Genomic DNA, 21,229 nt, shown 5'->3' with positions numbered 1-21,229 from the left:
CACTCCTCAGTCGAGGGAGACGTAGACCTCGACGCTCGTCGGGCCCGTGTAGCGCTCGATCTCCGCGGCGTGGGAGCGGGTGATGGTGCCCGCGTTCTCGGCCTTGGCGACCTTGGCCCAGGCGGTGCGGAGGAGGTCGTAAGGCTTGTCGGAGACAACGAATTTGGCGTAGCGGCCCGCGGGGATGCGGGTCATGACGTCGCCGATGTCGAGGCCGTCGAGGTTGGCGAGTTCGTAGCCCAGCACCGCCACGGCGTGGTCGTTCTGGCCGATGTAGGCGGCGACGCGCTCGGCCTTCTTCTCGCGGGCCAGGTAGCGGTCCCAGGTGAAGTTCACCAGGTCCAGGTCGCGGGCGGTCACCTCGCGACCGGCCAGCGGGATGGTGAGCCCGCCGACGAGGAACGCCTCCAGGGTGACGATTTCGAAATCCACGGCCCCTACCCCTCCGCGCTCGGATCGAGCGCCACGAAAACCTCCACCGTCCGGACGTCCGGATAGCGCTCGAAATCCCCGGTGTAGGCGCGTACCAGCGTGCCCGACGCCTCGAGATCCCAGACCATGCGCCAGATGGAGGCGATGGTGTCGCCCAGATTGTCACCACTGCGGGTGAAGCGGGCGAACTTTCCCGCCGGAATGCGGGCCAGCACATCGCCGGGCTGCAGGTCGTCCAGGGTGCGCAGCCGGTAGCCGACGATGTGGGTCAGATAGGAGCCGATCTCGGGCGCGTGATCGACATACGCGGTGGCGGGCGGTCCGGGCAGGCTGCGGGCGAGGTTGCGCTTCCACGCCTCCTCGACCTTGGCGCGGCGCGGTCCCTCGACCGCGAGCGCCGGGCTGCGTAGCACCGTTCCGGCCACCAGCGTCTCGTGGCGTTCAACGACATTGAAATCCACCGGCGTCGCCCCTATGTCTCGTGCTGTCTCCGACCCCACCCTGCTCCCAACCCGCATCCTGCCACCGTCGTCCGGAGTCGATGGCACCGGTGGCCGGTTTCCACAATATCCGCCGTTGCGCGTGTGGGGGCGCGTTGTTGTATTTCATGATCAACTGCGCGGGCGTTGGCCCGCACCCCCCGAATCGGGGTGGGCGAATACATCTAACCCGGGACCGGGATGCTGAGGCCAGGGAAGATTTCCACCTGACGCGGCGGGGGCGCGGGCGGGATGATGACGATCGGCTCCTGCTGGCCGCCGGGACCGGGGTTGAGGATGTCCCAATTGGCATTGCTGGGCGGTGAGCCGGGAATGGGTTCCGGATTCGGGAACGCTTCGGCGGGAGTGCCTTCCAGCGCGCCGTCCATGGTCTGCTTCCAGATGTCGGCGGGCAGGCCGGATCCGTAGACCGCGCCGCCGCGGGCGGTCCGAATCGGCTGGGACTGTTCGGTTCCCACCCACACCGCGGTGGACAGCGACGGGGTGAAGCCGACCATCCAGGCGTCCTTGTTGTCACCGGTCTCGCCGAGCTGGGTGGTGCCGGTCTTGGCCGCGGAGGCGCGGCCGCCGCCCAGCGGTTTACCGGAGTAGGCGGCGATCGGCAGCATGGCCTGCGTGACGGTATCGGCCACGGCGGGGGTGATGCGCTGTTCGGAGGGCTGCGGATCGGCTTCCCGGTCGAGCAGTACGCGGCCGTCGCCGGTGATCACCTTCTGCACGAAGTACGGGGCGCGGTAGGCGCCGGAGGCCGCGAGCGTCGCGTAGGCCGAGGCCATGTCGATGGGACGCACCGAATACGCGCCGAGCACGATGGACGGCAGCGGCGGACCGTCCTCCTCGGTCAGCGTTTTGCCCGGCACGCCGGGAATCTGCTCCGGAATGCCGGCCTGGTGGGCGGCATTGGCAATCGCCTTGGGGCCTTCGAACAGCGCCTGGGTGAGCCGGTAGAAGCTGGTGTTCAGCGACCGCTTGAAGGCCTCGCCCAGCGAGCAGGTGCCGCAGCTCTCGCCCTGCACGTTCTGGATCTTCTGGCCGTTCACGGTGAGCGGTTCGCTGTCGATCTTGTACGACAGTGAGATGCCCTGTTGCAGCGCGGCCAGCACGGCGAAGGTCTTGAATGCGGAACCGGTTTGCAAGGGGGCTTGCGCGAAATCGAAGCCGATGCCGTCGGGACCGCCGTAGTAGGCGCGCACCGCGCCGGTGCGCGGATCGATGGACACCACCGCGGTGCGCAGTTCGCCCGGCTGCCCGCCCAGCACCCCGCCCACGGAATCCAGCGCGGCCTGCTGGGCACGCGCGTCGATGGTCGTGATGATCTGCAGCGCACCGGTATTCAGCTCGTACTCGGAAATGCCGGAGTCGCGCAGCTCGCGCAGCACCTGGGCGCGGATCAGGCCCTCGGGCCCGCGCGGAATGCTGTCGTTGAGCTCGGTGACCGGGACGATGTCCGGGAACTGGGTGGTGGCGCGCTCGTTCCGATTGAGCACGCCCATCTCCACCATGCCGTCGAGCACGTACACCCAGCGGGCGCGCAGCTGGTCGAGGTGGGTTTCCGGATCCAGGATGGACGGCGTGCGCACCACCGCGGCCAGGATCGCGCTCTCGGCGAGGGTCAGTTCCGGGACCGGTTTGGCGAAGTACGCCTTGGCGGCGGCCGCGATGCCGTACGCGCCGCGCCCGTAGTAGATGGTGTTGAGGTACGCGGCGAGAATGTCGTCCTTGGACCACTGCCGCGCCATCTTGGCGGAGATGATGAGCTCGCGCATCTTGCGGCTCAGCGTCCGCTCGGAACTCAGGAAGGCGTTCTTGACGTACTGCTGGGTGATGGTGGAGCCGCCGCCGGCGTCCTCCTTGCCCATGAAGTTATCCCGCGCCGCGCGAACGAAGGCGGAGGTGGAATAGCCCGGATTGGTGTAGAAGTTGCGATCCTCGGCCGAGAGCATGGCCAGCCGCATGTGCTCCGGGACGTCGTCCAGCGGAACCGGCGTGCGATTGCCGTCCGGCGGAACGACTTTGGCGATGACCGACTGCCCGTCCGAGGTGAGGATGGTGGCGATCTGATTGGTCTGCACCGCTTCCGGATCCGGAATCTCCGCACTCCAGTACGCCAGTCCGAGCAGCAGCGCAGGCACCACGAAGAAAATGCAGAACAGCGCCAGCAGAACCCGCCGAATGCGCTGTCCGCGCGTCTTACCCGGCGCGATCTTGGACGCGGGTGGTTTGGGAGGTTTGGGGCGGCGGCGCGGCTTGCTGTGCGTCGGCGCCCGCCGCGAGGCCTGGGTCGCCAGCTCGTTCCACCCGGCCATGGTGGCGTACGGCGCCGGTTCGCCGCGGCGCCGCTTGCGGGACGAGCTCACGAGCATCCCCTTTCGGAGCGTCGAAAAAGCTTGCTTTGCTTCAGGACGCCGCGAATCAGCGTGCGGCGCGACCCATGCTAGACGACACACCGACGGTGTCCGGGGAATTGGCGACGGGAATAGGGACCCGGGGGCCGGAGCCGCGGGCCGCAGGCCTAAGGGGTCCGGGGGCTTAGCTCCCGGACCCCTGCACGCCTAGGGCGTCAGCTCTTCACACCACCGGCGGTGAGACCGGAGATGATGCGGCGCTGGAACAGCAGCACCATGATCACCAGGGGAATGGTGACGATGGTCCCCGCCGCCATGATCGCCGCGTACGGCTGCACCTGCGGGTTGTTGCCCGAGAACCGGGCGACGGCCACGGTCACCGGCTCGGTGGCGTCACTGGAGAGCAGTCGCGCCAGCAGGTATTCGTTGACCGCCGCGATGAACGCCAGGATGGCCGTGGTGAACACCGCCGGCGCGGCCAGCGGCAGCATGATCAACCGGAAGGCCTGGAACCGCGACGCGCCGTCGATGCGCGCGGCCTCCTCCAGCTCCCACGGCAGCTCGGTGAAGAACGACGCCAGGATGTACACCGTCATGGGCAGCACGAACGAGATGTTCGGAATGATCATGGCCTGGTACTGCCCGATCCAGCCGATATTGGTGAACAGCTGGAACAGCGGCGTCACCAGCACCACCACCGGGAACATGGACGCGCTCAGGATGAGCCCGGACACCAGGTACTTGCCCTTGAAGGTGAGCCGCGCCAGCGCGTACGCCGCCATGACGCCGATCAGCAGCGCGACCACCGTGGTGATGGATCCGATGATGACGCTGTTGCCCAGCGCCCGCCCGAAATCATTGCCGCGACTGGTGTCGAAGGCGTTGCGGAAGTTCTCCAGCGTGAGGTGAGTCGGCCAGGGCGTGTTGTCGAACTGGTAGATCGGATCGCGCAGCGCGGTCACGACCATCCAGTAGAACGGCCCCAGACCCCAGATCAGCACGATCAGCGCGCCCAGGTACACCCGGCCCGAAGCCAGCTTCTTCGTCCACGGAACCGACTGCCGGACAGTGGTTCTCGCGACCGGCACCGGCGCTCCCGCGGGCTCTTTCGCCATGTCGATACTCATCAGTGCGCCTCCCGCTGTGCTTCCTGGGTGCGAACCGCATTGGCGCCCAGCACCTTCACCAGCATGAAAGCCACGGCGAAGATCAACAGGAAGGTGATCACCGACAAGGCCGAGGCGCTGTTCGCGCCCACCCGCACCTGGTCGACCACCAGCGCGGAGATCGGCCGGGTGGCCGGATTGTTCTGCGTCATGATGGCCGGCAGGTCGTACAACCGCAGCCCATCCATGGTGCGGAACAGAATGGCCACCAGCAGCGCCGGCTTGAGCAGCGGCAGCGTGATGTGCACGAACCGCTGCCAGGCCGAGGCGCCGTCCACCCGCGCCGCCTCGTACACGTCCTCCGGAATGACCTGCAGGCCCGCCAGAATCAGCAGCGCCATGAACGGCGTGGTCTTCCACACGTCGGCGATGATGACCGCGAACCGCGCCGGCCAGGCGTCGGCGGTCCACAGGATGTGGGTGCCCAGCACCCGGTTCACCACGCCGTCGTACTGGAACATGAACTCCCACAACCGCGCGGTGACGGCGGTGGGGATGGCCCACGGAATCAGCACGGCGGCGCGCAGCAGGGCGCGGCCCTTGAAGGTCTTGCCCATGATGACGGCCATGCCCAGGCCGATGGTGGCCTCCAGCGTGACCGTCACCACGGTGAAGAACAGGGTGACGCCGATGGCCAGCCAGAACTGCGAGCCGAGATTGCCGGTCGGGCAGCTGACCGTCTCACCGAGGCTGTTGGTGCACTGCTGCAGCAGCCAGTGCGTGTAGTTGCTGAAGCCGGCGTTGCCGCCCTCCACGAACATGCCGGTCGCGGTGTCCAGCCCGGCGTCCTTCTGGAAGGACATGTACAGGGCGCGGACGACCGGATAGCCGATGACCACGGCCAGTGCGATGAGCACCGGGGTGACGAACAGCCACGCCTTGGCCGAGTCGCTCAGGGCGGCTCGGCGCTTGCGCTGTGACGGTTCGGGTTTCGCGGACGACTTGGTCATGCCGGGCGGCTCGACATCGGCCGCTCCCGAAGGACGTGACACCTTTTCTCTTCTCCTGCGGGCGACAAGACTCGGCAGGCGGGGCCTACGACCCGGCGGTCTCGATGCCCTTCTGCATACCGATGATCGCGTCGTCGACGGACTTGGTTCCAGTCAGGGCAGCATAGGCGTTGTCCTGCACGGCCTTCGACACCGCGGTGTAGAACGGGGTGACCGGCCGCGGCACCGCGGAGGCGATGGACTCCTTGAGCGCGGGCAGGTACGGCATCTTGGCGATCAGCGCCGGATCGTCGTAGACCGAGGCCCGCACCGACGGCAGCGCGCCCGAGGCCACGATGTGCTGGGCGTCCTCGGAGATCAGGAAGCGCAGGAAGTCCAGCGCGGTGGCCTTGTTCTTGGAGAAGGAGCTGATGGCGGCGTTGTAGCCACCCAGGGTCGAGGCGCCGATGCCGTCCTTGCCGGGCAGCGGGGCGACGCCGAACTTGTCCTTCACGGCCGAGGCGTCCGAGCCGGCGTCACCGTAGGAGGACGGCCAGCCGCGCATGAACATGAGCTTGCCGCTGACGAAGGCCTGCTGGCTCTCCGGCTCCTTGAAGGAGATGGCCTCCTTCGGGATGTCGCCGTTCTTGTAGGAGTCGACCAGGGTCTGCAGGCCGGCGCGGGCCTGCGGGCTGTTCACGGTGGGGGACTTGCCGTCCGGGCCCACGAAGCTGCCGCCGAAGGCATTGATGACCTCGGCCGCGTTCACGGTCAGACCCTCGTAGGGGGCGAACTGCCCGGCGTAGCAGCCGATGTTCTCGGCCTTGGCCTGCGGGCAGTGCGACAGCATCTCCGCCCAGGTCTTCGGCGGCTCGGGCACCAGATCCTTGCGGTAGAACAGCAGGCCGCCATTGGTATTGCGCGGCGCGGCGTAGAGGGTGCCGTTGTAGGTGGCCGAGGCGACCGGCGGCGACAGCAGCGTCGAGGTGTCGATGGCGAAGGAGTCCTTCAGCGGCTGGATCCAGCCCTTGGCCGCGAACTCCGCGGTCCACGGCACGTCCATGGCGATGACGTCGTAGTCCGCCGACTTGGCCTGCAGATGCTGCACCAGGTCGTCGTACTGCTGGGAGGCGTCGTTGGACTGCTCCTTGAACGTCACCTTCTCATCCGGGTGGGTGGCGTTCCAGCGCTCGATGAGCTGCTTGACCGCACCGGTCTCGGTGGTGTCCTTGCCCTCGACGTAGGTGATGGGGCCGCGGCCGGTGAGGTTCTGCGAGGTGGGGTTGCTACCACTGTCGCTGGAGCAGCCCGCGGCGAAAGTCGCCGTCAGCAGCGCCGCCGACGTGACCGCTATGGCAGCACGCGGCACGAGCGACGATCGTAGGGACGACACCTTTTTCAACACCATCGCGGATACTCCAGATCGAGACGTGAGCGGCAGCACACTCAGCCGGTTGCACAAGGGAAGATACATGGTGGAGGTTCCCCGCGCCGGGACTACCTCGGACTTCGCACCACCCCCGGCGCGTATCGCCCCAGCTAGGCTGACTGCCGATGGCTTCCCAGGACAAACTCCTCACCCGAATCGGCGGATTGCTGCGCCAAGCCGAATCCACCGACAACGAACACGAAGCCGAGGCCTTCCTCGCGGCGGCGCAGAAGCTGGCGACTCGCTCGGCCATCGATCTGACGGTGGCGCGGGCGCACATCGCGAGCCGGGAGCGCCGGCCGGTCCCGGTGCAGCGGGTCATCCCCATCGGCGAGGCGGGCAAGCGCGGGCTGCGCACCTACGTGCAGCTGTTCGTGGCCATCGCCACCGCCAATGACGTGCGCTGTGATGTGACTCGCACCTCGACCACGGTGTACGCCTACGGATTCGACTCCGATATCGACACCTGCGAATCGCTGTACACGAGCCTGCTCGTGCAGATGGTGCGGGCCTCGGACCACTACATCAAATCGGGGTCGTACCGGAGCGCCACCGCCGAGAAGATCGTGGTCGAGTCCCGCTTCGGCCGGAAGGTCCAGCGCAAGGTGCAGGCCCCGGTCGCCGCGGTCACCGCCCGGCTGAACTTCCAGATGGCCTTCGCCGAGCGCATCGGCCGCCGCCTCGCCGAGGTCAAGGCCGAAGTGGAGGCCGACGCCGTCCGGGCCGACGCCTCGGCAAACGGCGACATCGCTGCTGCCGGAACGGCACTGGCATTGCGGGACAAGGAACTCGAACTCGTCGACTTCTACACCAGCACCTCCGAGGCGCGCGGCACCTGGCGCGGCCCGCAGGCATCCGCCGGATACTCCGCGGCCGCGCGCCGCGCGGGCGACCGGGCGGGCCGGGCCGCCCGGCTGAACAACTCGCCCGAATTGGGCGCGGCGCGCGGACGGCTCACTCGCGGCGCGGGAGACGGCAGTGCCCCGTGACCATGCGCCCGTGCTGACGAATTCGGCGGAATCGGCATGAGCCCTCGGGATTCGCAACGGTCGCGGGTCTATGACGCCGAACAGTTGGTGCGGCGGATGTTCGACCGGGCCGACGAGTTCGGCGCGCGCACCATCGAGATGCACGGGTCGAACCTGACCTTGCCGATCGAGCGGCGCTTCGGTTCGGTGGAATCGGTGCAGACCTACGTCGATCGCGTGCTGGCGCTGAATTGGGTACGCGCGCACTGGGATCGGGCCGCCGAACCGGTGACCGTCCGGGCGCGCGCCGGGGCCGAGGCCGCGCACTACGAGGTCGAGGGCGCCGTGCTGGCGGTCCCGCTGCGCAGCGTCAACCGCCCCGACAGTGTGGTGCACCGCCGAAATGCCTGGGCGCTAAGGGAATTGGTGATTCTGCACGAACTCGCCCACCACCTCGAACCCGCCCGGTCCGAGACCGCCGCGCACGGCCCCGAATTCTGCGCCCGCTACCTGGATCTGGTGGACGGCATCATCGGCCCCGAGGCCGCGCTGCTGCTGCGCACCACCATGTACTCCTGTGGCGTGCGCATCGCCTGATTGCGTGATCCGGATTCCGATGTCATGATCGAAAACATGATCTCCTTCTACGGAAAGGCGGCCACCGCCTCGAAGCGGTGACCCCCGCGTCATCCCCGCAGCGGCGCAATGCCCGCGGGATTCCCCTGGCCGATCGAGTCGAGACCGCCTGTCGATTGCGGGACGAATGGCTGCGCATCGGACTATCCACTGAACCAGCCGATCGGGATGCCGCCGAGAGTGCCGTCACCGAGTTGTACCGGCTATTGGGTGAACCACCACCGGAATTCGAGTGGGTGCCGTCACCCACGGCAGCAGCCGATGTACTCCGGTCGGATCCGAGCGCGCTGCCGGATGGACTGGGTCGCCCGGACCACGGCAAACCCATTCGGCAATGGCCGCTCCTGCAGCGACTGATCGTCCTGAGATCCGAAATGCGGCATCGGATAATGGCGCGCATCGAGCCCACGGGCGGGTGGACGATGCTCGGCGCCGCTGTCTCTCTGGGTGAGCTCGCCACCATGACGCCCCGGGAAATGCTCGACGCGGGCATCTCGGTCCGTCGCGTATTGGAGGCGGTGGTGCACCAGCCACTGCGGGAAACCCTGGCCGACAGCGTGTATCGGCCGCTGCGGACCGCATTGCTCGGCGAAGCGGGGAATGGCGGCGGCATTGCCGGATACGAGCGGTATGACCTGTGGGAAACCGCGTTCTTCGATATCTGTCAGACGGCTGGGCTTTTCGGCTATCGCCGCGATGCCGCGCAGCAGCTGGCGCACTGGGTGGCGCTGGCCCGGTCGACGGGTTGGTGGTGGCCCGGCCCGCGTCGATGCATCATGGCCGAACGCCCGATCGCGGTGCATACCGAACCGCAGGCGGGGGCGCTGTCCGGCGAGGTGAGGTTGCACCACGACCAGTACCGTGCAGTCGAATTCGCCGATGATGCGGGCATATTCGTGCTGCACGGGACGCCGGTGCCGGAGTGGGTGATGACCGCGCCGACTATCGAACGGATCCGGGAGACGCCGAGTATAGAGGTGCGCCGCGCCGCGATCGAACGCATCGGCTGGGATTCCTATATCGAACAGACCGGGCTCACGTTGCTGTCGCACGCGCCCGATCCCGGGAATCCGGGCGCAGAACTACGACTATACGAATCACCCGACCGTGGCTGGCGCGGCACTACCCGATTGCTGCTGGTGGTCAACGGTTCCCGCGAACGCGACGGCACCCGCCGCCGCTATGGCCTCTATGTACCCGACATCTTCGACGACCCGATCGAGGCCGTCGGCTGGACATACGGGCTCAGCGGCGTGCAGTACGCACGGCTGGAGCGCCGCACATGAACTCGAAACTCGTACGGACCCGAGGTGATCACTATGACTTCCCTGTTTGTCGACCCGACCGTCTCCGATCTCAGCGACCGCACCGGCGTGGACGTTCTCGCCCATGTGGACCGCGAGGCCACCATTCCCGTCATAGCGGGCATACAAGCTCAAGGCGATCTGATCGTCATTCCGCTCGATCTGGTTCCCGAGGTGAGCGTGTTCAATGTGCGCTGGACCGAGCTGCCGCCCACCGGAATCGAGGTCGTTCGCGGCGGTAGCGGCGCGAATCCGCATGTGCTGGTGGCGGACCCGGGCAGCTGCCGCTGGACCTCACGCGTCCGCGACAGCGAGGGCCTTGCCCTCGGCTGCCTCGACACCAGCGGCATCGCCTACCTGCTGCACCCGGAACACGGCGGCAGCGGCATCGCGCCCGGCCGCTACCTGATCCGACGTCAGCGAGAACGCGCCGCCACCGCGTGGCACGGCAGCATCCCGGGCCGCCTGAGCACCGCTCTCGTCGCGGACTGAGTTCCTCGTCATTCCGGCGTGCTCTTGGCCGGAATCCGCAGCACCGTAGGAGATCCCGGCCAAAAGCATGCCGGGATGACGGGGTGAGGCGCGTGCGGGGATGACGGGTGAGGCGCGTGCCGGGATGACGGGTGAGGGTTCTGTGTACGCGCTCAGGCGGCCAGGAGTGCGTACGCGCTCAGGCGGCCAGGAGTGTGCGGACACGGGTCAGACGGTCACGCCACCACGTGACGCGTTCGGGGTCCGGGTGCTGATATCGGTTCAGCAGCTCGGGGTCGGGGACCGGTGCCTGCCGGGGAACAGGCAGGTATCCGTTCACCGGCCGCACCGCATCCGTCACCAGGTCGCCGGTGAACAGCGACAGGGTGTCCAGGCCGCAGGCGAAGTCGAGGTCGGGAAGTGTTCCGGCCAGGGCGATCTGGGCGGCGAGGCCGACGCTGGTTTCCAGCGCGGAGGAGACGAGGCAGGGCAGGCCGGCGGCCTCGGCGACCTGAAGTGCGCGGCGGACGCCACCGAGGGGAGTGCATTTCAGGACGGCGACGTCGGCAGCGCCCGCCACCGCCACGCGCAGGGGATCCTCCGCACGCCGGATGGATTCGTCGGCGGCGATGCGCACGTCCACGCGGCGGCGGACGGCGGCGAGTTCCTCGATGGTGCGGCAGGGTTGTTCGACGTATTCCAAACCTCCTGCCGCCCTGTCGATCTGCTTGATCCGCGCGACGGCGGTGTCCACGTCCCAGACCGCATTGGCGTCGACGCGGACCGCGCCGCCGGGGCCGAGGGCGTCACGCACGGCGGCCACCCGGTCGAGGTCCTCGGACAGTGAGTCCGGGTGGTCGGCGACCTTCACCTTGGCGGTGCCGCAGCCCGAGGCGGCGACGATCTCACGCGCGCGGTCGGGGCCGACGGCGGGGACGATGCAGTTGACCGGAACCCGATCCCGGACCGGTTCCGGCCAGCCGATCGTCGCCTGCTCGACGGCGGTGGCCAGCCAGGCGGCGGCCTCGCGGTCGTCGTATTCGGGGAAGGGACAGAATTCGCCCCAGCCGTTCGGCCCGGGAATGAGCATGCCCTCGCGAACCGTGATCCCGCGGAACCGGGTTCGCAGGGGAATGGCGTAGACGATCGCGGCGTCGTAAGCGGGTGCGGAGGCGCTGTCGGTCATTGCCGGGGAGCCTACTCGCGGCGGGCATTCAGCGGACTTCGGCCAGGTAGCGGGTAACGGAGTGGCGGCGGGCCCGTGGCGAGGACAGAATGCGAGAGACCGACCATCGACACCGGGGGAGCCCAGCGATATGTACCCGCCCAATGAACCGCGGCGTCCCGGTGCGGACAATCCCCGCTCGAATTCCGTACCCGGCCCGGGCGATGCGCCGTACCCGCGCGGCCTCGGCGACCCGGGTCAGATCCGCATCTCGGGCGGCCCGGATCTGCCACCGCAGCAGGGTGATCCGGCACAGGCCCGGCATCCGGGCGGGCCCGGACAGCCGCAGCATCCGGGCGGGTCGGGGCAGCCGCCGCATTCGGGCGGACCACGCAATTCGCAAGGGCCGGGCCGTCCGCAGGGGCCGGGCGGTCCACAAGGATCTCAAGGCCCGGGTGGTCCACAGGGATCGCAGGGGTCGGGTGGTCCGCAGGGGTCGGGTGGTCATCAGGGACCGCAGGGGTCGGGCGGTCATCAGGGCCCGGGTGGTCCACAAGGAGCGCAGGGCCCGGGTGGTCCGCCGCATCCGCAGGGCCCCAGGCACCCGCAGGATCAGGGTGCTCCCGCGCATCCGCGAGGCCCGGGCGGTCCGCAGGATCAGGGCGCTCCCGCGCATCCGCGAGGGCCGGGTGGTCCGCAGGATCAGGGTGCTCCCGCGCATCCGCGGGGGCCGGGTGGTCCGCAGGGCCCGGGCGGTCCGGGGCACCCGATGCCCGGTGGCCCGCAGCGCCCGCAGGGTCCCGACGGACCTGTGTCAGGTCCGGGCGGACCTGCACGAGGTCCGGGTGGACCGGGGCATGGTCCGGGTGGCGCACCTCCTCAGGGCCCGGGCGACCGTTCGCGGCCGTCGGGTCCCGGTGGCCCGCCTTCACATCCGGGCGCGGGCGGCCCGGGAACCGGTGGTCTGCCCGTACAGCGCGGACCGGGAACGGGCGGCCTGCCCGTGCAGCGGGGACCGGGCGCTCCGGCATTCGGGCCGAATACGAGTGGTGAACTGCCGCAGCAGTATCCGGTGGCCACCGGTGAATCTTTCGATGTGGATGGCCCCACCCAGCGCGCACCGATTGCCCGAATGGACAGCGGCCCGGGCGATTCCGCCGCGGAAGCCGCGCCGCCGGTCGCGTCCGCATCGCTGCGGCGCAAGGATGTGCTGTTGGGCGCACTGCTGTTCGTGGTGGACGTCCTGGCGGTCGCGGGCTGGTCCTATGCCCTGTTCGGCAAGGTCTTCGACCTGATCCACAACAAGTGCACCGTGGTGGCGCGGGACTTCTCGGTCGACTGCGCGGTACAGCGTCCGCCGAGCTCGGCCCTGCTGGGCCTGCTCATCGCCGGCGGCGGCATGTCCCTCGCCTTGATGGGAGCGCTGGTCGTCACCGCGGTCGCCGCCATGACCGGCCGCAAAGCCTGGATCTGGTCCGCCCTCGCGCTCCCGATCATCCTCGTGTGCGGTGCGATCGGATTCTTCCTCGTGTGAGTCCGGCCGACGATGGTGCATCCCCCGGAGACCGGGGGATGCTGGAGGTATGGCGGAGTGGCGGCGGCCGCCATGGGGCTGGGCCGATCTTGTTGTCGCGGCGCTGATTTACCTGTTCGCGTGCGCCGCGGGTTGGGTGCTGGCGGCCTTCGTCCCGGAGTACGAGGGCCTGGTCCGGGAGCCGGGCCAGGCCCGGTACCTGCCCGTCGCGTACGCGATCGCCTGGTTCGGGATTGTCGTGACCCTCATGGTCGTTCCGCTCTGGATGTTTCAGGCGCGCGGATTGGGGCAGCGGGCGTGGCCGACGGCGCTGGTGGCCTTCCCGCTGCTGGCCTTGTCGTGGGTGCTGGGTCTACTGGCCGCGATGATCGCGATATCGGTGTGAGATAACGGCTTTCACGCGACGTCCAGCACCCAGGTGACGCCGAATCGGTCTCGGAGCATTCCGTAGAGCGGCGCCCACGGTGCCGCGCCCAGGGGCTGGACGATGGCCGCTCCGTCGGCGAGCTTCTCCCAGCAGGCGGTGATCTCCTCGGTCTTGTCGCCGCGGACCGACACGAAGAACGAGTTCGTGCCGGGCTCCCACGGCATGGCCGCGGGCACGTCGTAGGCCATGACGCGGAAGCCGTCGGCGGCCGTCACCTGACCCCACATCACATGGTCCGCATCGGAGGGAGTCCGGACGTTTCCGGCGTCCCGGTAGGTCACGACGATTGTTTCGCCGCCGAAGACGGACTGGTAGAAGGTCAGCGCGGCGCGGGCCTCGCCGCGGAAGTTCAGGTGGGTCACGGTGTTGATGGACATGGGGACCACCCTCGCAAGGGAAGAGGACAGGATGTGTCCTCTTCCCTGGGGAGAATCGGATTCATGCCGAAGACCTCAGCGCGCTTGCTGGCGCTGCTCTCCTTGCTCCAGTCCCGCCGGGACTGGCCGGGAGCCTTGCTCGCCGATCGGCTGGGCATCAGCCCGCGCACGGTGCGCCGCGATGTCGACCGCCTGCGTGAACTCGGGTATCCGATCGCGGCGATCAAGGGTCCGGACGGGGGATATCGCCTGGACGCGGGAAAAGAATTGCCGCCCTTGCTGTTCGACGACGACCAAGCCGTCGCGCTCGCGGTGGCATTGCACCTGGCCACCACCTCGGGGGCGGGCATCGAAGAGGCCGCAGCGCGGGCGCTGACCACGGTCCGGCAGGTCATGCCCGCGCGATTGCGGCACCGGATCGACATGCTCGAGGTCACCGCCGTGCCGGGCGCCGAGGTTCGGCCCGGCCCGCAGGTCGGCAGCGCGGTGCTCATGACACTCGGTGCGGCCGTGCACGCCCGCGAGGTGCTGCGGTTCGACTATGCCTCGGCGGCGGGGGCGCAGCCGGACGGTGCTCTCGTGCCACCCCGCCGAGTGGAACCGCATCACCTCGTAACCTGGAGCGGGCGTTGGTATCTCGTCGGCTGGGATCTGGATCGCGGCGATTGGCGCATCTTCCGCGCGGACCGGATCACCCCGCGTATTCCCACGGGCCCGCGCTTCGATCCGCGTGCGCTGCCGGGCGGGGAGGTGGCCGCGTTCGTGGCGAGCAGGTTCCAGGGCTCCGACGGCACCGGCGGCTGGCCGTGCCGGGGCGAGGTGATCCTCGACCTCCCCGCCGCGGTGGTTCTCGAATTCACCCGCGAGGGCTTGGTCGAGGAACTCGGTGCGGACCGCTGCCGGATGGTGCTGGGCTCATGGTCATGGCCCGCGCTGGCCGCCGCGTTCTGCCGGTTCGACGCCGATATCGAGGTCGTCGGGCCGCCTGCCCTGCAGGAGGCCTTCGCGCGCTTGGCCCGCCGCTGCGCCGAGGCGAGCGGCGGGCCGGGTGCGGATCAGAGGCGTTCGTAAATGGTGGCGTTGGCCAGACCGCCTGCCTCGCACATGGTTTGCAGGCCGTAGCGGGCGCCGCGCTCGTGCATGGCGTGCACGAGGGTGGTGGCCAGGCGGGAGCCGGAGGCCCCGAGGGGGTGGCCCAGGGCGATGGCGCCGCCGTTCACATTGACCTTGGACATATCCGCGCCGGTTTCCTTGGCCCAGGCCAGGACCACCGAGGAGAAGGCCTCGTTCACCTCGAAGAGATCGATGTCGGAGAGGTCGAGACCGCTGCGGCGCAAGACCTTTCGGGTGGCGGGGATGACGGCGGTCAGCATGAGCAGCGGATCGTCACCGGCCACGGCGAAGCTGTGCAGGCGGGCCAGCGGGCGGAAGCCGAGCTGGGCGGCGCGCTCGCTGGTCATGATCAGGACGGCCGAGCTGCCGTCGTTGATCTGGCTGGCATTGGCGGCGGTGATATTCCAGCCGATCTGTGGGAAGCGGGCCGCCATCTCCTCGCTGTAGTAGGCGGGCCGCAGGCCGGCGAGGGTTTCCAGGGTGCTGCCCATCCGGATGCCCTCATCGGCGGTGAGACCGGCGAGGGGGAGCAGCTGGGATTCGAAGGAGCCGTTCTTGGTTGCGGCGGCGGCCTTCTCGTGGCTGGCGAGGGCGAACTCGTCGAGCTGGGTGCGGGTCAGGCCCCACTTGGCGGCAATGAGTTCGGCGCTGATGCCCTGCGGGACCAAGCCCTCGGGATACCGCTCGGCAAAGCCGACCCCGCTGATGTCCTCCGCGCCGATGAGGTTGGCGCCCATGGGAACTCGGCTCATGGATTCCACGCCGCCGGCGACCACGATGTCGTAGGCCCCGGCGATGACGCCCTGTGCGGCGAAGTGGATGGCCTGCTGGCTGCTGCCGCACTGGCGGTCCACGGTGGTGGCCGGGACGGATTCGGGATAACCCGCGGCCAGGGCGGCGCGGCGGGTGAGGTTGGAGCCCTGTTCGCCGACGGCGGTCACCACGCCGCCGATCACATCGTCGATGAGGGCCGGATCGATCTCGCTGCGGCGCACCACTTCCCGCAGGCTGTGTGCGAACAGATCGGACGGATGTACGCCGTGCAGGGCCCCATTGGCCTTGCCCTTGCCGATCGGCGTGCGTGCCGCCTCGACGATGACTGCGTCTCTCATGGAGATCCCTTCCAGAAGGGTGGGGAGTCGGGGGCGCAGCCCCCGAGCCCCAGCTGGCTTCGTTGCTCTAAAGTCAGAGTAGGAGCTGGCAATACTGAAGGCAAGTCAGCTCGGGTATGATGTGCACCATGCCGCTGGTACTGGAAGGACCGCTCAAAGACCTGAGCGCGTGGAAGCCCGACTCGTGCTCCATCGCCAAAGCGCTGGACATCGTGGGCACCCGGTCGGCCATGCTCATCCTGCGCGAGGCCTACTACGGCACCAGCAGGTTCGACGGTTTCGCGAGCCGGGTGGGCATCACCGATGCGGCCGCGTCGAGCGCCCTGCGCAAGCTGACCGAGGCCGGGCTGCTGGAGAAGCGGCCGTATCAGGAAGAGGGCAAGCGCACCCGGCACGAATACGCGCTCACCCGAATGGGTTTGGATCTACTCCCCGCCGTCGTCGCCCTGTGGCAGTGGGGTGATGAATACCTGCAGGACGGCACGCCGCCATTGGAGCGGCTCGAGGATTCGACCGGCGAACCGGTGCGCGTGGAACTGCGCAGCGCCGCCGGACACGAAGTGCCGCTGGAGAATCTGCGTGTTCGCGTGAACAAGAACTGGCGCCGCCCCCGACGGTGAGGGCGACGCCGGTCGATGTATCGAATCAGTTGAGCCGGCGGCCGTCGGCGGGATCGAAGAAGTAGATGTGCTCCGCTCCGGCCCCGAGGTTGAGGCGGGTGCCCTTGGCGGGCGGGTTGCGCCAATCCGCGCGCGCCACAATGGTTTCGTCGCCGCCGACCGCGCCCAGGGTGCGGCCGTAGATGTAGGCGTCGGAGCCGAGCTCCTCCACCACGTCCACCTCCATGGCAATGCCGGTGCCATTGCCGGTGGGCTCGAGGTGCTCGGGCCGGATGCCGACCACCACGGTGCCGCCGGTGACATCGGCGACCGAGCGGGGCAGCGGCAGCGGGCAGCCGCCCAGCATGAGGACGCCCTGTTCGATCGGCAGGGTGAACAGGTTCATGGCGGGGGAGCCCATGAAGCCGGCCACGAACAGGTTGGCGGGATTGCGGTACAGGTCGCGCGGGGAGGCGCACTGCTGCAGCAGGCCGTCCTTGAGCACGGCCACGCGGTCGCCCATGGTCATGGCCTCGACCTGGTCGTGGGTGACATAGACGGTGGTGGTGCCGAGGCGGCGCTGCAACTGCGCGATCTGGGTGCGGGTCTGCACGCGCAGTTTGGCGTCCAGGTTGGACAGCGGCTCGTCCATGAGGAACACCTGGGGCTGGCGCACGATGGCGCGGCCCATGGCCACGCGCTGGCGCTGACCGCCCGAGAGCGCCTTGGGCTTGCGCTCCAGGTACTGCTCCAGGTCGAGGAGCTTGGCGGCCTCGCGCACGCGCTGATCGCGCTCGGCCTTGGAGACCTTGGCCATCTTGAGGGCGAAGCCCATGTTCTCGGCGACGCTCATGTGCGGGTAGAGCGCGTAGTTCTGGAACACCATGGCGATATCGCGTTCCTTGGGCTCGGCGTGCGTGACGTCCTTGTCCCCGATGAGGATTCGGCCGTCGCTCACCTCCTCCAAGCCCGCGAGCATGCGCAGCGAGGTGGATTTGCCGCAGCCGGAGGGGCCGACCAGAACCAGGAATTCGCCGTCGGCGATCTCCAGGTTCAGGGCGTCGACGGCGGGTTTGGCCGAGCCCGGGTACAGCCGGGTGGCCTGGTCGAAAGTCACTGTTGCCATGGTGGTGCAACCCTTCACCGGCAGGAACGTGCCGGACGATCCGTAGTAGAGGGATGGCTCCGGCGTGGTACCGGTTCCGGGCACGATGGTAGTTCGCGGCGGGCGAACAGTCCGGGCGGAGTCGATACGAAGGCAGTAGCCTCGAATGGGTCTCGCGATACCGGATCCCTGAAAAGAGGATGTACATGAGCCGATCGGTTCGTATCGGAGTTCAACTACAGCCGCAGCACGCGCCCGACTACGGATTGATTCGCGATGCGGTGCGCCGGGCCGAGGACGCCGGCGTCGACATCGTCTTCAACTGGGACCATTTCTATCCGCTGACCGGCGATCCCGAGGGCGCGCACTTCGAGTGCTGGACCATGCTCGGCGCCATTGCCGAACAGACCGAGCGGGTCGAGCTGGGTGCGCTGGTCACCGGCGGCGGCTACCGCAATCCGGATCTGCTGGCGGATATGGCGCGCACCGTGGACCACATCAGCAACGGCCGTCTCATCCTGGGCATCGGCGCGGGCTGGTTCCAGAAGGACTACGACCAGTACGGCTACGACTTCGGTACGCCCGGAACGCGATTGGCGCTGCTGAAGGACTATATGGCGCGCATTACCGACCGCCTGGCCAAGCTGAACCCGCAGCCGACCCGCGAGATCCCCATCCTCATCGGCGGTGGCGGCGAGCGGAAGACGCTACGCCTGGTCGCCCAGTACGCCGATATCTGGCACAGCTTCGCCGATCTGGAGGTGCTGCGGCGCAAGACCGGCATTCTGGCCGAGCACTGCGCGGAGGTCGGCACCGACGCGGCGGCCATCGAGAAGTCGGTGAGCTGGCCGGGTCCGGAGCAGGCCGCGGCGTACGTGGAACAGGGAGTGTCGCTGTTCACGATTGGTTCCAGCGGCCCGAAGTACGACCTGAGCGGGGTCGAGGAAGCCATTCGCTGGCGCGACCAGAACTCTGACTGACCGCAACTCTGGACATGTCCACCACCCCCACTAGGGTGGTTTGTCATGGTTTGCTTGCGCACGTCCAGGTCCCGGCATATAGGTCGGCGACCTCGCGTACTGGCGGTCGCGGGGGTGTTGCTGGTCACTCTCGGGCTGGCGACGATCGGAGCCGGGCCCGCAGTGGCCCAGAGCACCGACCTCTGTTCGCCGCCCGGGCTGTCGGCCGCCAGCGCGGCGCCCACCAATCTGGCGACCGGTCCGCAGACGCCGTCCTCGGACAAGTACACGACGGCGCGCACCGAACCGCTCGATCGCGTCGACGTGAGCAAGCTCGGCCTCATCACGCCGGGCAAGCTCAGCGTCGGCACGCTCTCGGACGCGCCGCCGAGCATCTGCGTGAACTCCAAGGGCGCGTTCACCGGCTTCGACAATGAGCTGCTGCGGGCCATCGGCGCCAAACTCGGCCTACAGGTGGAGTTCACCGGCACCGAGTTCGCCGGCCTGCTGGCGCAGGTGGCCAATGGCCGCTTCGATGTCGGCTCGTCCAATATCACCACCACCGACGCGCGCCGCAATACCGTCGGCTTCACCAATGGCTACGACTTCGGCTACTTCTCGCTGGTGGTGCCGAACGGCAGTGCCATCCAAGGCTTCTCGGACCTGAACAGCCGCACCCGCATCGGCGTGGTGCAGGGCACCGTGCAGGACGAGTACGTGGTCAATGAACTGCACCTGGATCCGGTGAAGTTCCCCGATTACAACACCGCGTACGCGAATCTGAAGACCGGGCAGATCGACGCCTGGGTGGCTCCGTCGGCGCAGGCGGTGGGCGCCATCAAGCCGGGCGATCCGACCTCGATCGTGCAGAACACCTTCAGCCTCAACAACTTCGTCGGCTACGCGGTGCGCAAGGACAATCAGCCGCTCATCGACGCGCTCAATGCCGGGCTGGACGCGGTCATCGCCGACGGCACCTACAGCCGGCTCTACGAGGACTGGGTGCCGCGGGAGCTGCCGCCGGGCTGGAAGCCGGGATCGAAAGCCGCTCCCGCGCCGCAGCTTCCGGACTTCGCCGCCATCGCGGCCCAGAATGCCGACGGCAAGCCGGACAACTCGGCGGTGCAGCCGAAGTCGACGCTGGCGCAGTTGCAGGACACCTTCTTCGACTGGGAGCTCTACAAGAAGGCCTTCCCGGACCTGATCAAGACCGGTCTGCCCAATACCCTGATCCTGGCGGTGGTTTCGGGCGTGCTCGGCACGGTGATCGGCATGATGCTGGCGGTCGCGGGCATCTCCCGCACGCGCTGGCTGCGCTGGCCGGCCCGCGTCTACACCGATATCTTCCGCGGCCTGCCCGCGGTGGTCATCATCCTGTTGATCGGCCTGGGCGTGGGCCCGGTGGTCAAGAACCTCACCGGCAATAATCCGTACTGGCTGGGCGCGGTGGCGCTGGGCCTGCTGGCCTCGGCCTATATCGGCGAGATCTTCCGCTCCGGCATCCAGTCCGTGGAGGCGGGCCAACTGGAGGCGGCGCGCGCCATCGGCTTCGGCTACCGGCAGGCCATGACCCTGGTGGTGATTCCGCAGGGCGTGCGCCGGGTGCTGCCGGCGCTGATGAACCAGTTCATCGCGCTCATCAAGGATTCCTCGCTCATCTACTTCCTGGGCCTGCTGGCGACCCAGCGCGAACTGTTCGCGGTGGGCCGGGATCTCAATGCGCAGACCGGAAATCTATCGCCGCTGGTGGCGGCGGGCCTGGTGTATCTGGTGCTGACGATTCCGCTCACGCATCTGGTCAACTACATCGACAACCGGATGCGCACGGGCCGCGACGAGAAGGCCATCGACCCGGTCGAGCAGGCCGTGATCACGGAAGGGCGTGGAGCATGAGTGCCTCCCTCACCGGTACCGGGCTGCATGTGACGCTGGGCGGCAACGAGGTATTGCGCGGCGTGGACATTCACGTCGACGCGGGCAAGACCACGACCGTCATCGGGCCCTCGGGCTCGGGCAAGTCGACGCTGCTGCGGGTGCTCAACCGGCTGCACGAGCCCAGCAAGGGCGACATCCTGCTGGACGGGAAGTCGGTGCTGCGGGATAACCCGGACGAGTTGCGCCGCAAGATCGGCATGGTGTTCCAGCACTTCAATCTGTTCCCGCACATGACCGTCGCGGAGAACATCGCGCTGGGTCCGCGCAAGCTGCACGGCCTGTCCAAGGAGCAGGCGCGCGCCTTGGCGCTGGAGCAGCTCGAGTCCGTCGGGCTGGCGGGCAAGGCCGATGTGCGGCCCGCCAATCTGTCCGGCGGACAGCAGCAGCGCGTGGCCATCGCGCGGGCGCTGGCCATGAAACCGCAGCTCATGTTCTTCGACGAGGCCACCTCGGCGCTGGATCCGGAGTTGGTGAAGGGCGTGCTCGCGCTCATGGCGGAGCTGGCGCGGGGCGGTATGTCCATGGTCGTGGTGACCCACGAAATGGGTTTCGCTCGTTCGGTTTCCGATCAGGTGGTCTTCATGGATCATGGTCGGGTGGTCGAAACCGGTACCCCGGACGCACTGTTCGACAATGCGGAGACGCCGCGCCTGCGGCAGTTCCTCTCCCAGGTGCTCTGAGACCGGAGGCGGGATGCGGCGGCTGCCGCATCCCTCCGGCTAA

The 21,229-nt window shown here is 68.3% G+C and carries 21 protein-coding genes; 11 read left to right on the top strand and 10 right to left on the bottom strand.

Features of this window, described 5'->3' with window-relative positions; genetic code table 11:
* Positions 1 to 6: 6 nt before the first annotated feature.
* The 6 genes from ACFVIV_RS17660 to ACFVIV_RS17635 all read right to left on the bottom strand — a co-directional run bounded on the left by ACFVIV_RS17660 (position 7) and on the right by ACFVIV_RS17635 (position 6,780).
* Positions 7 to 432, bottom strand: coding sequence for a GyrI-like domain-containing protein (locus ACFVIV_RS17660; protein ID WP_379197417.1), 426 nt, complete (start codon positions 430 to 432; stop codon positions 7 to 9).
* Positions 433 to 437: 5 nt separating this feature from the next.
* Positions 438 to 893 carry a GyrI-like domain-containing protein gene (locus tag ACFVIV_RS17655; protein WP_379197415.1) on the bottom strand — a complete coding sequence of 152 codons (456 nt, stop codon included), beginning with the start codon at positions 891 to 893 and terminating at the stop codon, positions 438 to 440.
* 203 nt (positions 894 to 1,096) lie between these two features.
* Positions 1,097 to 3,295, bottom strand: a complete 2,199-nt coding sequence (locus ACFVIV_RS17650; protein WP_379197413.1) for a transglycosylase domain-containing protein — start codon at positions 3,293 to 3,295, stop codon at positions 1,097 to 1,099.
* Between the two features lie 197 nt (positions 3,296 to 3,492).
* On the bottom strand, positions 3,493 to 4,404 hold the full coding sequence (locus tag ACFVIV_RS17645; protein ID WP_379197411.1) for a carbohydrate ABC transporter permease: 912 nt from the start codon (positions 4,402 to 4,404) through the stop codon (positions 3,493 to 3,495).
* Positions 4,404 to 5,393 (bottom strand): carbohydrate ABC transporter permease, encoded by a 990-nt coding sequence (locus ACFVIV_RS17640; RefSeq protein ID WP_379197455.1) that lies wholly within the window; start codon positions 5,391 to 5,393, stop codon positions 4,404 to 4,406. The genes ACFVIV_RS17645 and ACFVIV_RS17640 overlap by 1 nt, the downstream gene beginning before the upstream one ends.
* Before the next feature lie 85 nt (positions 5,394 to 5,478).
* The gene (locus ACFVIV_RS17635) at positions 5,479 to 6,780 is read right to left on the bottom strand and encodes an ABC transporter substrate-binding protein (protein ID WP_379197409.1); all 1,302 of its coding nucleotides are present in this window, start codon (positions 6,778 to 6,780) and stop codon (positions 5,479 to 5,481) included.
* Positions 6,781 to 6,926: 146 nt separating this feature from the next.
* Here ACFVIV_RS17635 and ACFVIV_RS17630 point away from each other — a divergent pair, with 146 nt between their 5' ends.
* From ACFVIV_RS17630 to ACFVIV_RS17615, 4 genes are all read left to right on the top strand, one after another.
* Positions 6,927 to 7,790, top strand: coding sequence for a DUF2786 domain-containing protein (locus tag ACFVIV_RS17630; protein ID WP_379197407.1), 864 nt, complete (start codon positions 6,927 to 6,929; stop codon positions 7,788 to 7,790).
* A gap of 36 nt (positions 7,791 to 7,826) precedes the next feature.
* Positions 7,827 to 8,366 carry a TIGR04338 family metallohydrolase gene (locus ACFVIV_RS17625; RefSeq protein ID WP_379197405.1) on the top strand — a complete coding sequence of 180 codons (540 nt, stop codon included), beginning with the start codon at positions 7,827 to 7,829 and terminating at the stop codon, positions 8,364 to 8,366.
* Positions 8,367 to 8,443: 77 nt separating this feature from the next.
* Positions 8,444 to 9,691: a DUF6745 domain-containing protein gene (locus tag ACFVIV_RS17620; RefSeq protein ID WP_379197403.1), complete on the top strand. Its 1,248-nt coding sequence runs from the start codon at positions 8,444 to 8,446 to the stop codon at positions 9,689 to 9,691.
* Between the two features lie 33 nt (positions 9,692 to 9,724).
* Positions 9,725 to 10,201: a hypothetical protein gene (locus tag ACFVIV_RS17615; protein ID WP_379197401.1), complete on the top strand. Its 477-nt coding sequence runs from the start codon at positions 9,725 to 9,727 to the stop codon at positions 10,199 to 10,201.
* A gap of 178 nt (positions 10,202 to 10,379) precedes the next feature.
* Here the strand turns inward: ACFVIV_RS17615 and ACFVIV_RS17610 are convergent, their stop codons facing one another.
* On the bottom strand, positions 10,380 to 11,366 hold the full coding sequence (locus tag ACFVIV_RS17610; RefSeq protein WP_379197399.1) for an o-succinylbenzoate synthase: 987 nt from the start codon (positions 11,364 to 11,366) through the stop codon (positions 10,380 to 10,382).
* Between the two features lie 982 nt (positions 11,367 to 12,348).
* On the opposite strand from ACFVIV_RS17610, the gene ACFVIV_RS17605 reads away from it, so the two are divergent.
* Both ACFVIV_RS17605 and ACFVIV_RS17600 read left to right on the top strand, forming a co-directional pair.
* Positions 12,349 to 12,879, top strand: coding sequence for a hypothetical protein (locus tag ACFVIV_RS17605; RefSeq protein ID WP_379197398.1), 531 nt, complete (start codon positions 12,349 to 12,351; stop codon positions 12,877 to 12,879).
* Positions 12,880 to 12,928: 49 nt separating this feature from the next.
* Positions 12,929 to 13,264, top strand: coding sequence for a hypothetical protein (locus ACFVIV_RS17600; protein ID WP_379197396.1), 336 nt, complete (start codon positions 12,929 to 12,931; stop codon positions 13,262 to 13,264).
* An 11-nt stretch (positions 13,265 to 13,275) separates the two neighbouring features.
* Here the strand turns inward: ACFVIV_RS17600 and ACFVIV_RS17595 are convergent, their stop codons facing one another.
* Complete coding sequence (locus tag ACFVIV_RS17595; RefSeq protein WP_379197394.1) at positions 13,276 to 13,683, bottom strand: VOC family protein; 408 nt, start codon at positions 13,681 to 13,683, stop codon at positions 13,276 to 13,278.
* Positions 13,684 to 13,746: 63 nt separating this feature from the next.
* Here ACFVIV_RS17595 and ACFVIV_RS17590 point away from each other — a divergent pair, with 63 nt between their 5' ends.
* The gene (locus ACFVIV_RS17590; protein ID WP_379197392.1) at positions 13,747 to 14,754 is read left to right on the top strand and encodes a helix-turn-helix transcriptional regulator; all 1,008 of its coding nucleotides are present in this window, start codon (positions 13,747 to 13,749) and stop codon (positions 14,752 to 14,754) included.
* On the opposite strand, the gene ACFVIV_RS17585 is transcribed toward ACFVIV_RS17590, so the two are convergent.
* Positions 14,739 to 15,908, bottom strand: coding sequence for a thiolase family protein (locus ACFVIV_RS17585; RefSeq protein WP_379197390.1), 1,170 nt, complete (start codon positions 15,906 to 15,908; stop codon positions 14,739 to 14,741). The two genes, ACFVIV_RS17590 and ACFVIV_RS17585, sit on opposite strands and share 16 nt — an antisense overlap.
* 128 nt (positions 15,909 to 16,036) lie before the next feature.
* Between ACFVIV_RS17585 and ACFVIV_RS17580 the strand changes: the two genes are divergently transcribed.
* Positions 16,037 to 16,528, top strand: a complete 492-nt coding sequence (locus tag ACFVIV_RS17580) for a winged helix-turn-helix transcriptional regulator (RefSeq protein ID WP_379197388.1) — start codon at positions 16,037 to 16,039, stop codon at positions 16,526 to 16,528.
* Between the two features lie 25 nt (positions 16,529 to 16,553).
* On the opposite strand, the gene ACFVIV_RS17575 is transcribed toward ACFVIV_RS17580, so the two are convergent.
* A complete protein-coding gene (locus tag ACFVIV_RS17575; RefSeq protein ID WP_379197386.1) occupies positions 16,554 to 17,633 on the bottom strand; it encodes an ABC transporter ATP-binding protein in 1,080 nt (359 codons plus the stop codon).
* 185 nt (positions 17,634 to 17,818) lie between these two features.
* Between ACFVIV_RS17575 and ACFVIV_RS17570 the strand changes: the two genes are divergently transcribed.
* Genes ACFVIV_RS17570 through ACFVIV_RS17560 form a run of 3 tightly spaced genes read left to right on the top strand, consistent with a single transcriptional unit; the run spans position 17,819 to position 21,186 of the window.
* Entirely contained in the window at positions 17,819 to 18,592 is a 774-nt protein-coding gene (locus ACFVIV_RS17570; protein ID WP_379197384.1) for an LLM class F420-dependent oxidoreductase, read from the top strand.
* Positions 18,593 to 18,637: 45 nt separating this feature from the next.
* Positions 18,638 to 20,464: an ABC transporter substrate-binding protein/permease gene (locus ACFVIV_RS17565; RefSeq protein WP_379197382.1), complete on the top strand. Its 1,827-nt coding sequence runs from the start codon at positions 18,638 to 18,640 to the stop codon at positions 20,462 to 20,464.
* A complete protein-coding gene (locus tag ACFVIV_RS17560; RefSeq protein WP_379197380.1) occupies positions 20,461 to 21,186 on the top strand; it encodes an amino acid ABC transporter ATP-binding protein in 726 nt (241 codons plus the stop codon). Before ACFVIV_RS17565 ends, ACFVIV_RS17560 begins: the two co-directional genes overlap by 4 nt.
* Positions 21,187 to 21,229: the final 43 nt, after the last annotated feature.

Source organism: Nocardia sp. NPDC127526, assembly GCF_042672265.1.
Taxonomy (GTDB): domain Bacteria; phylum Actinomycetota; class Actinomycetes; order Mycobacteriales; family Mycobacteriaceae; genus Nocardia.
The sequence above is the reverse complement of the archived record's forward strand: the minus strand, read 5'-3'. Positions and strand labels throughout refer to the sequence as shown.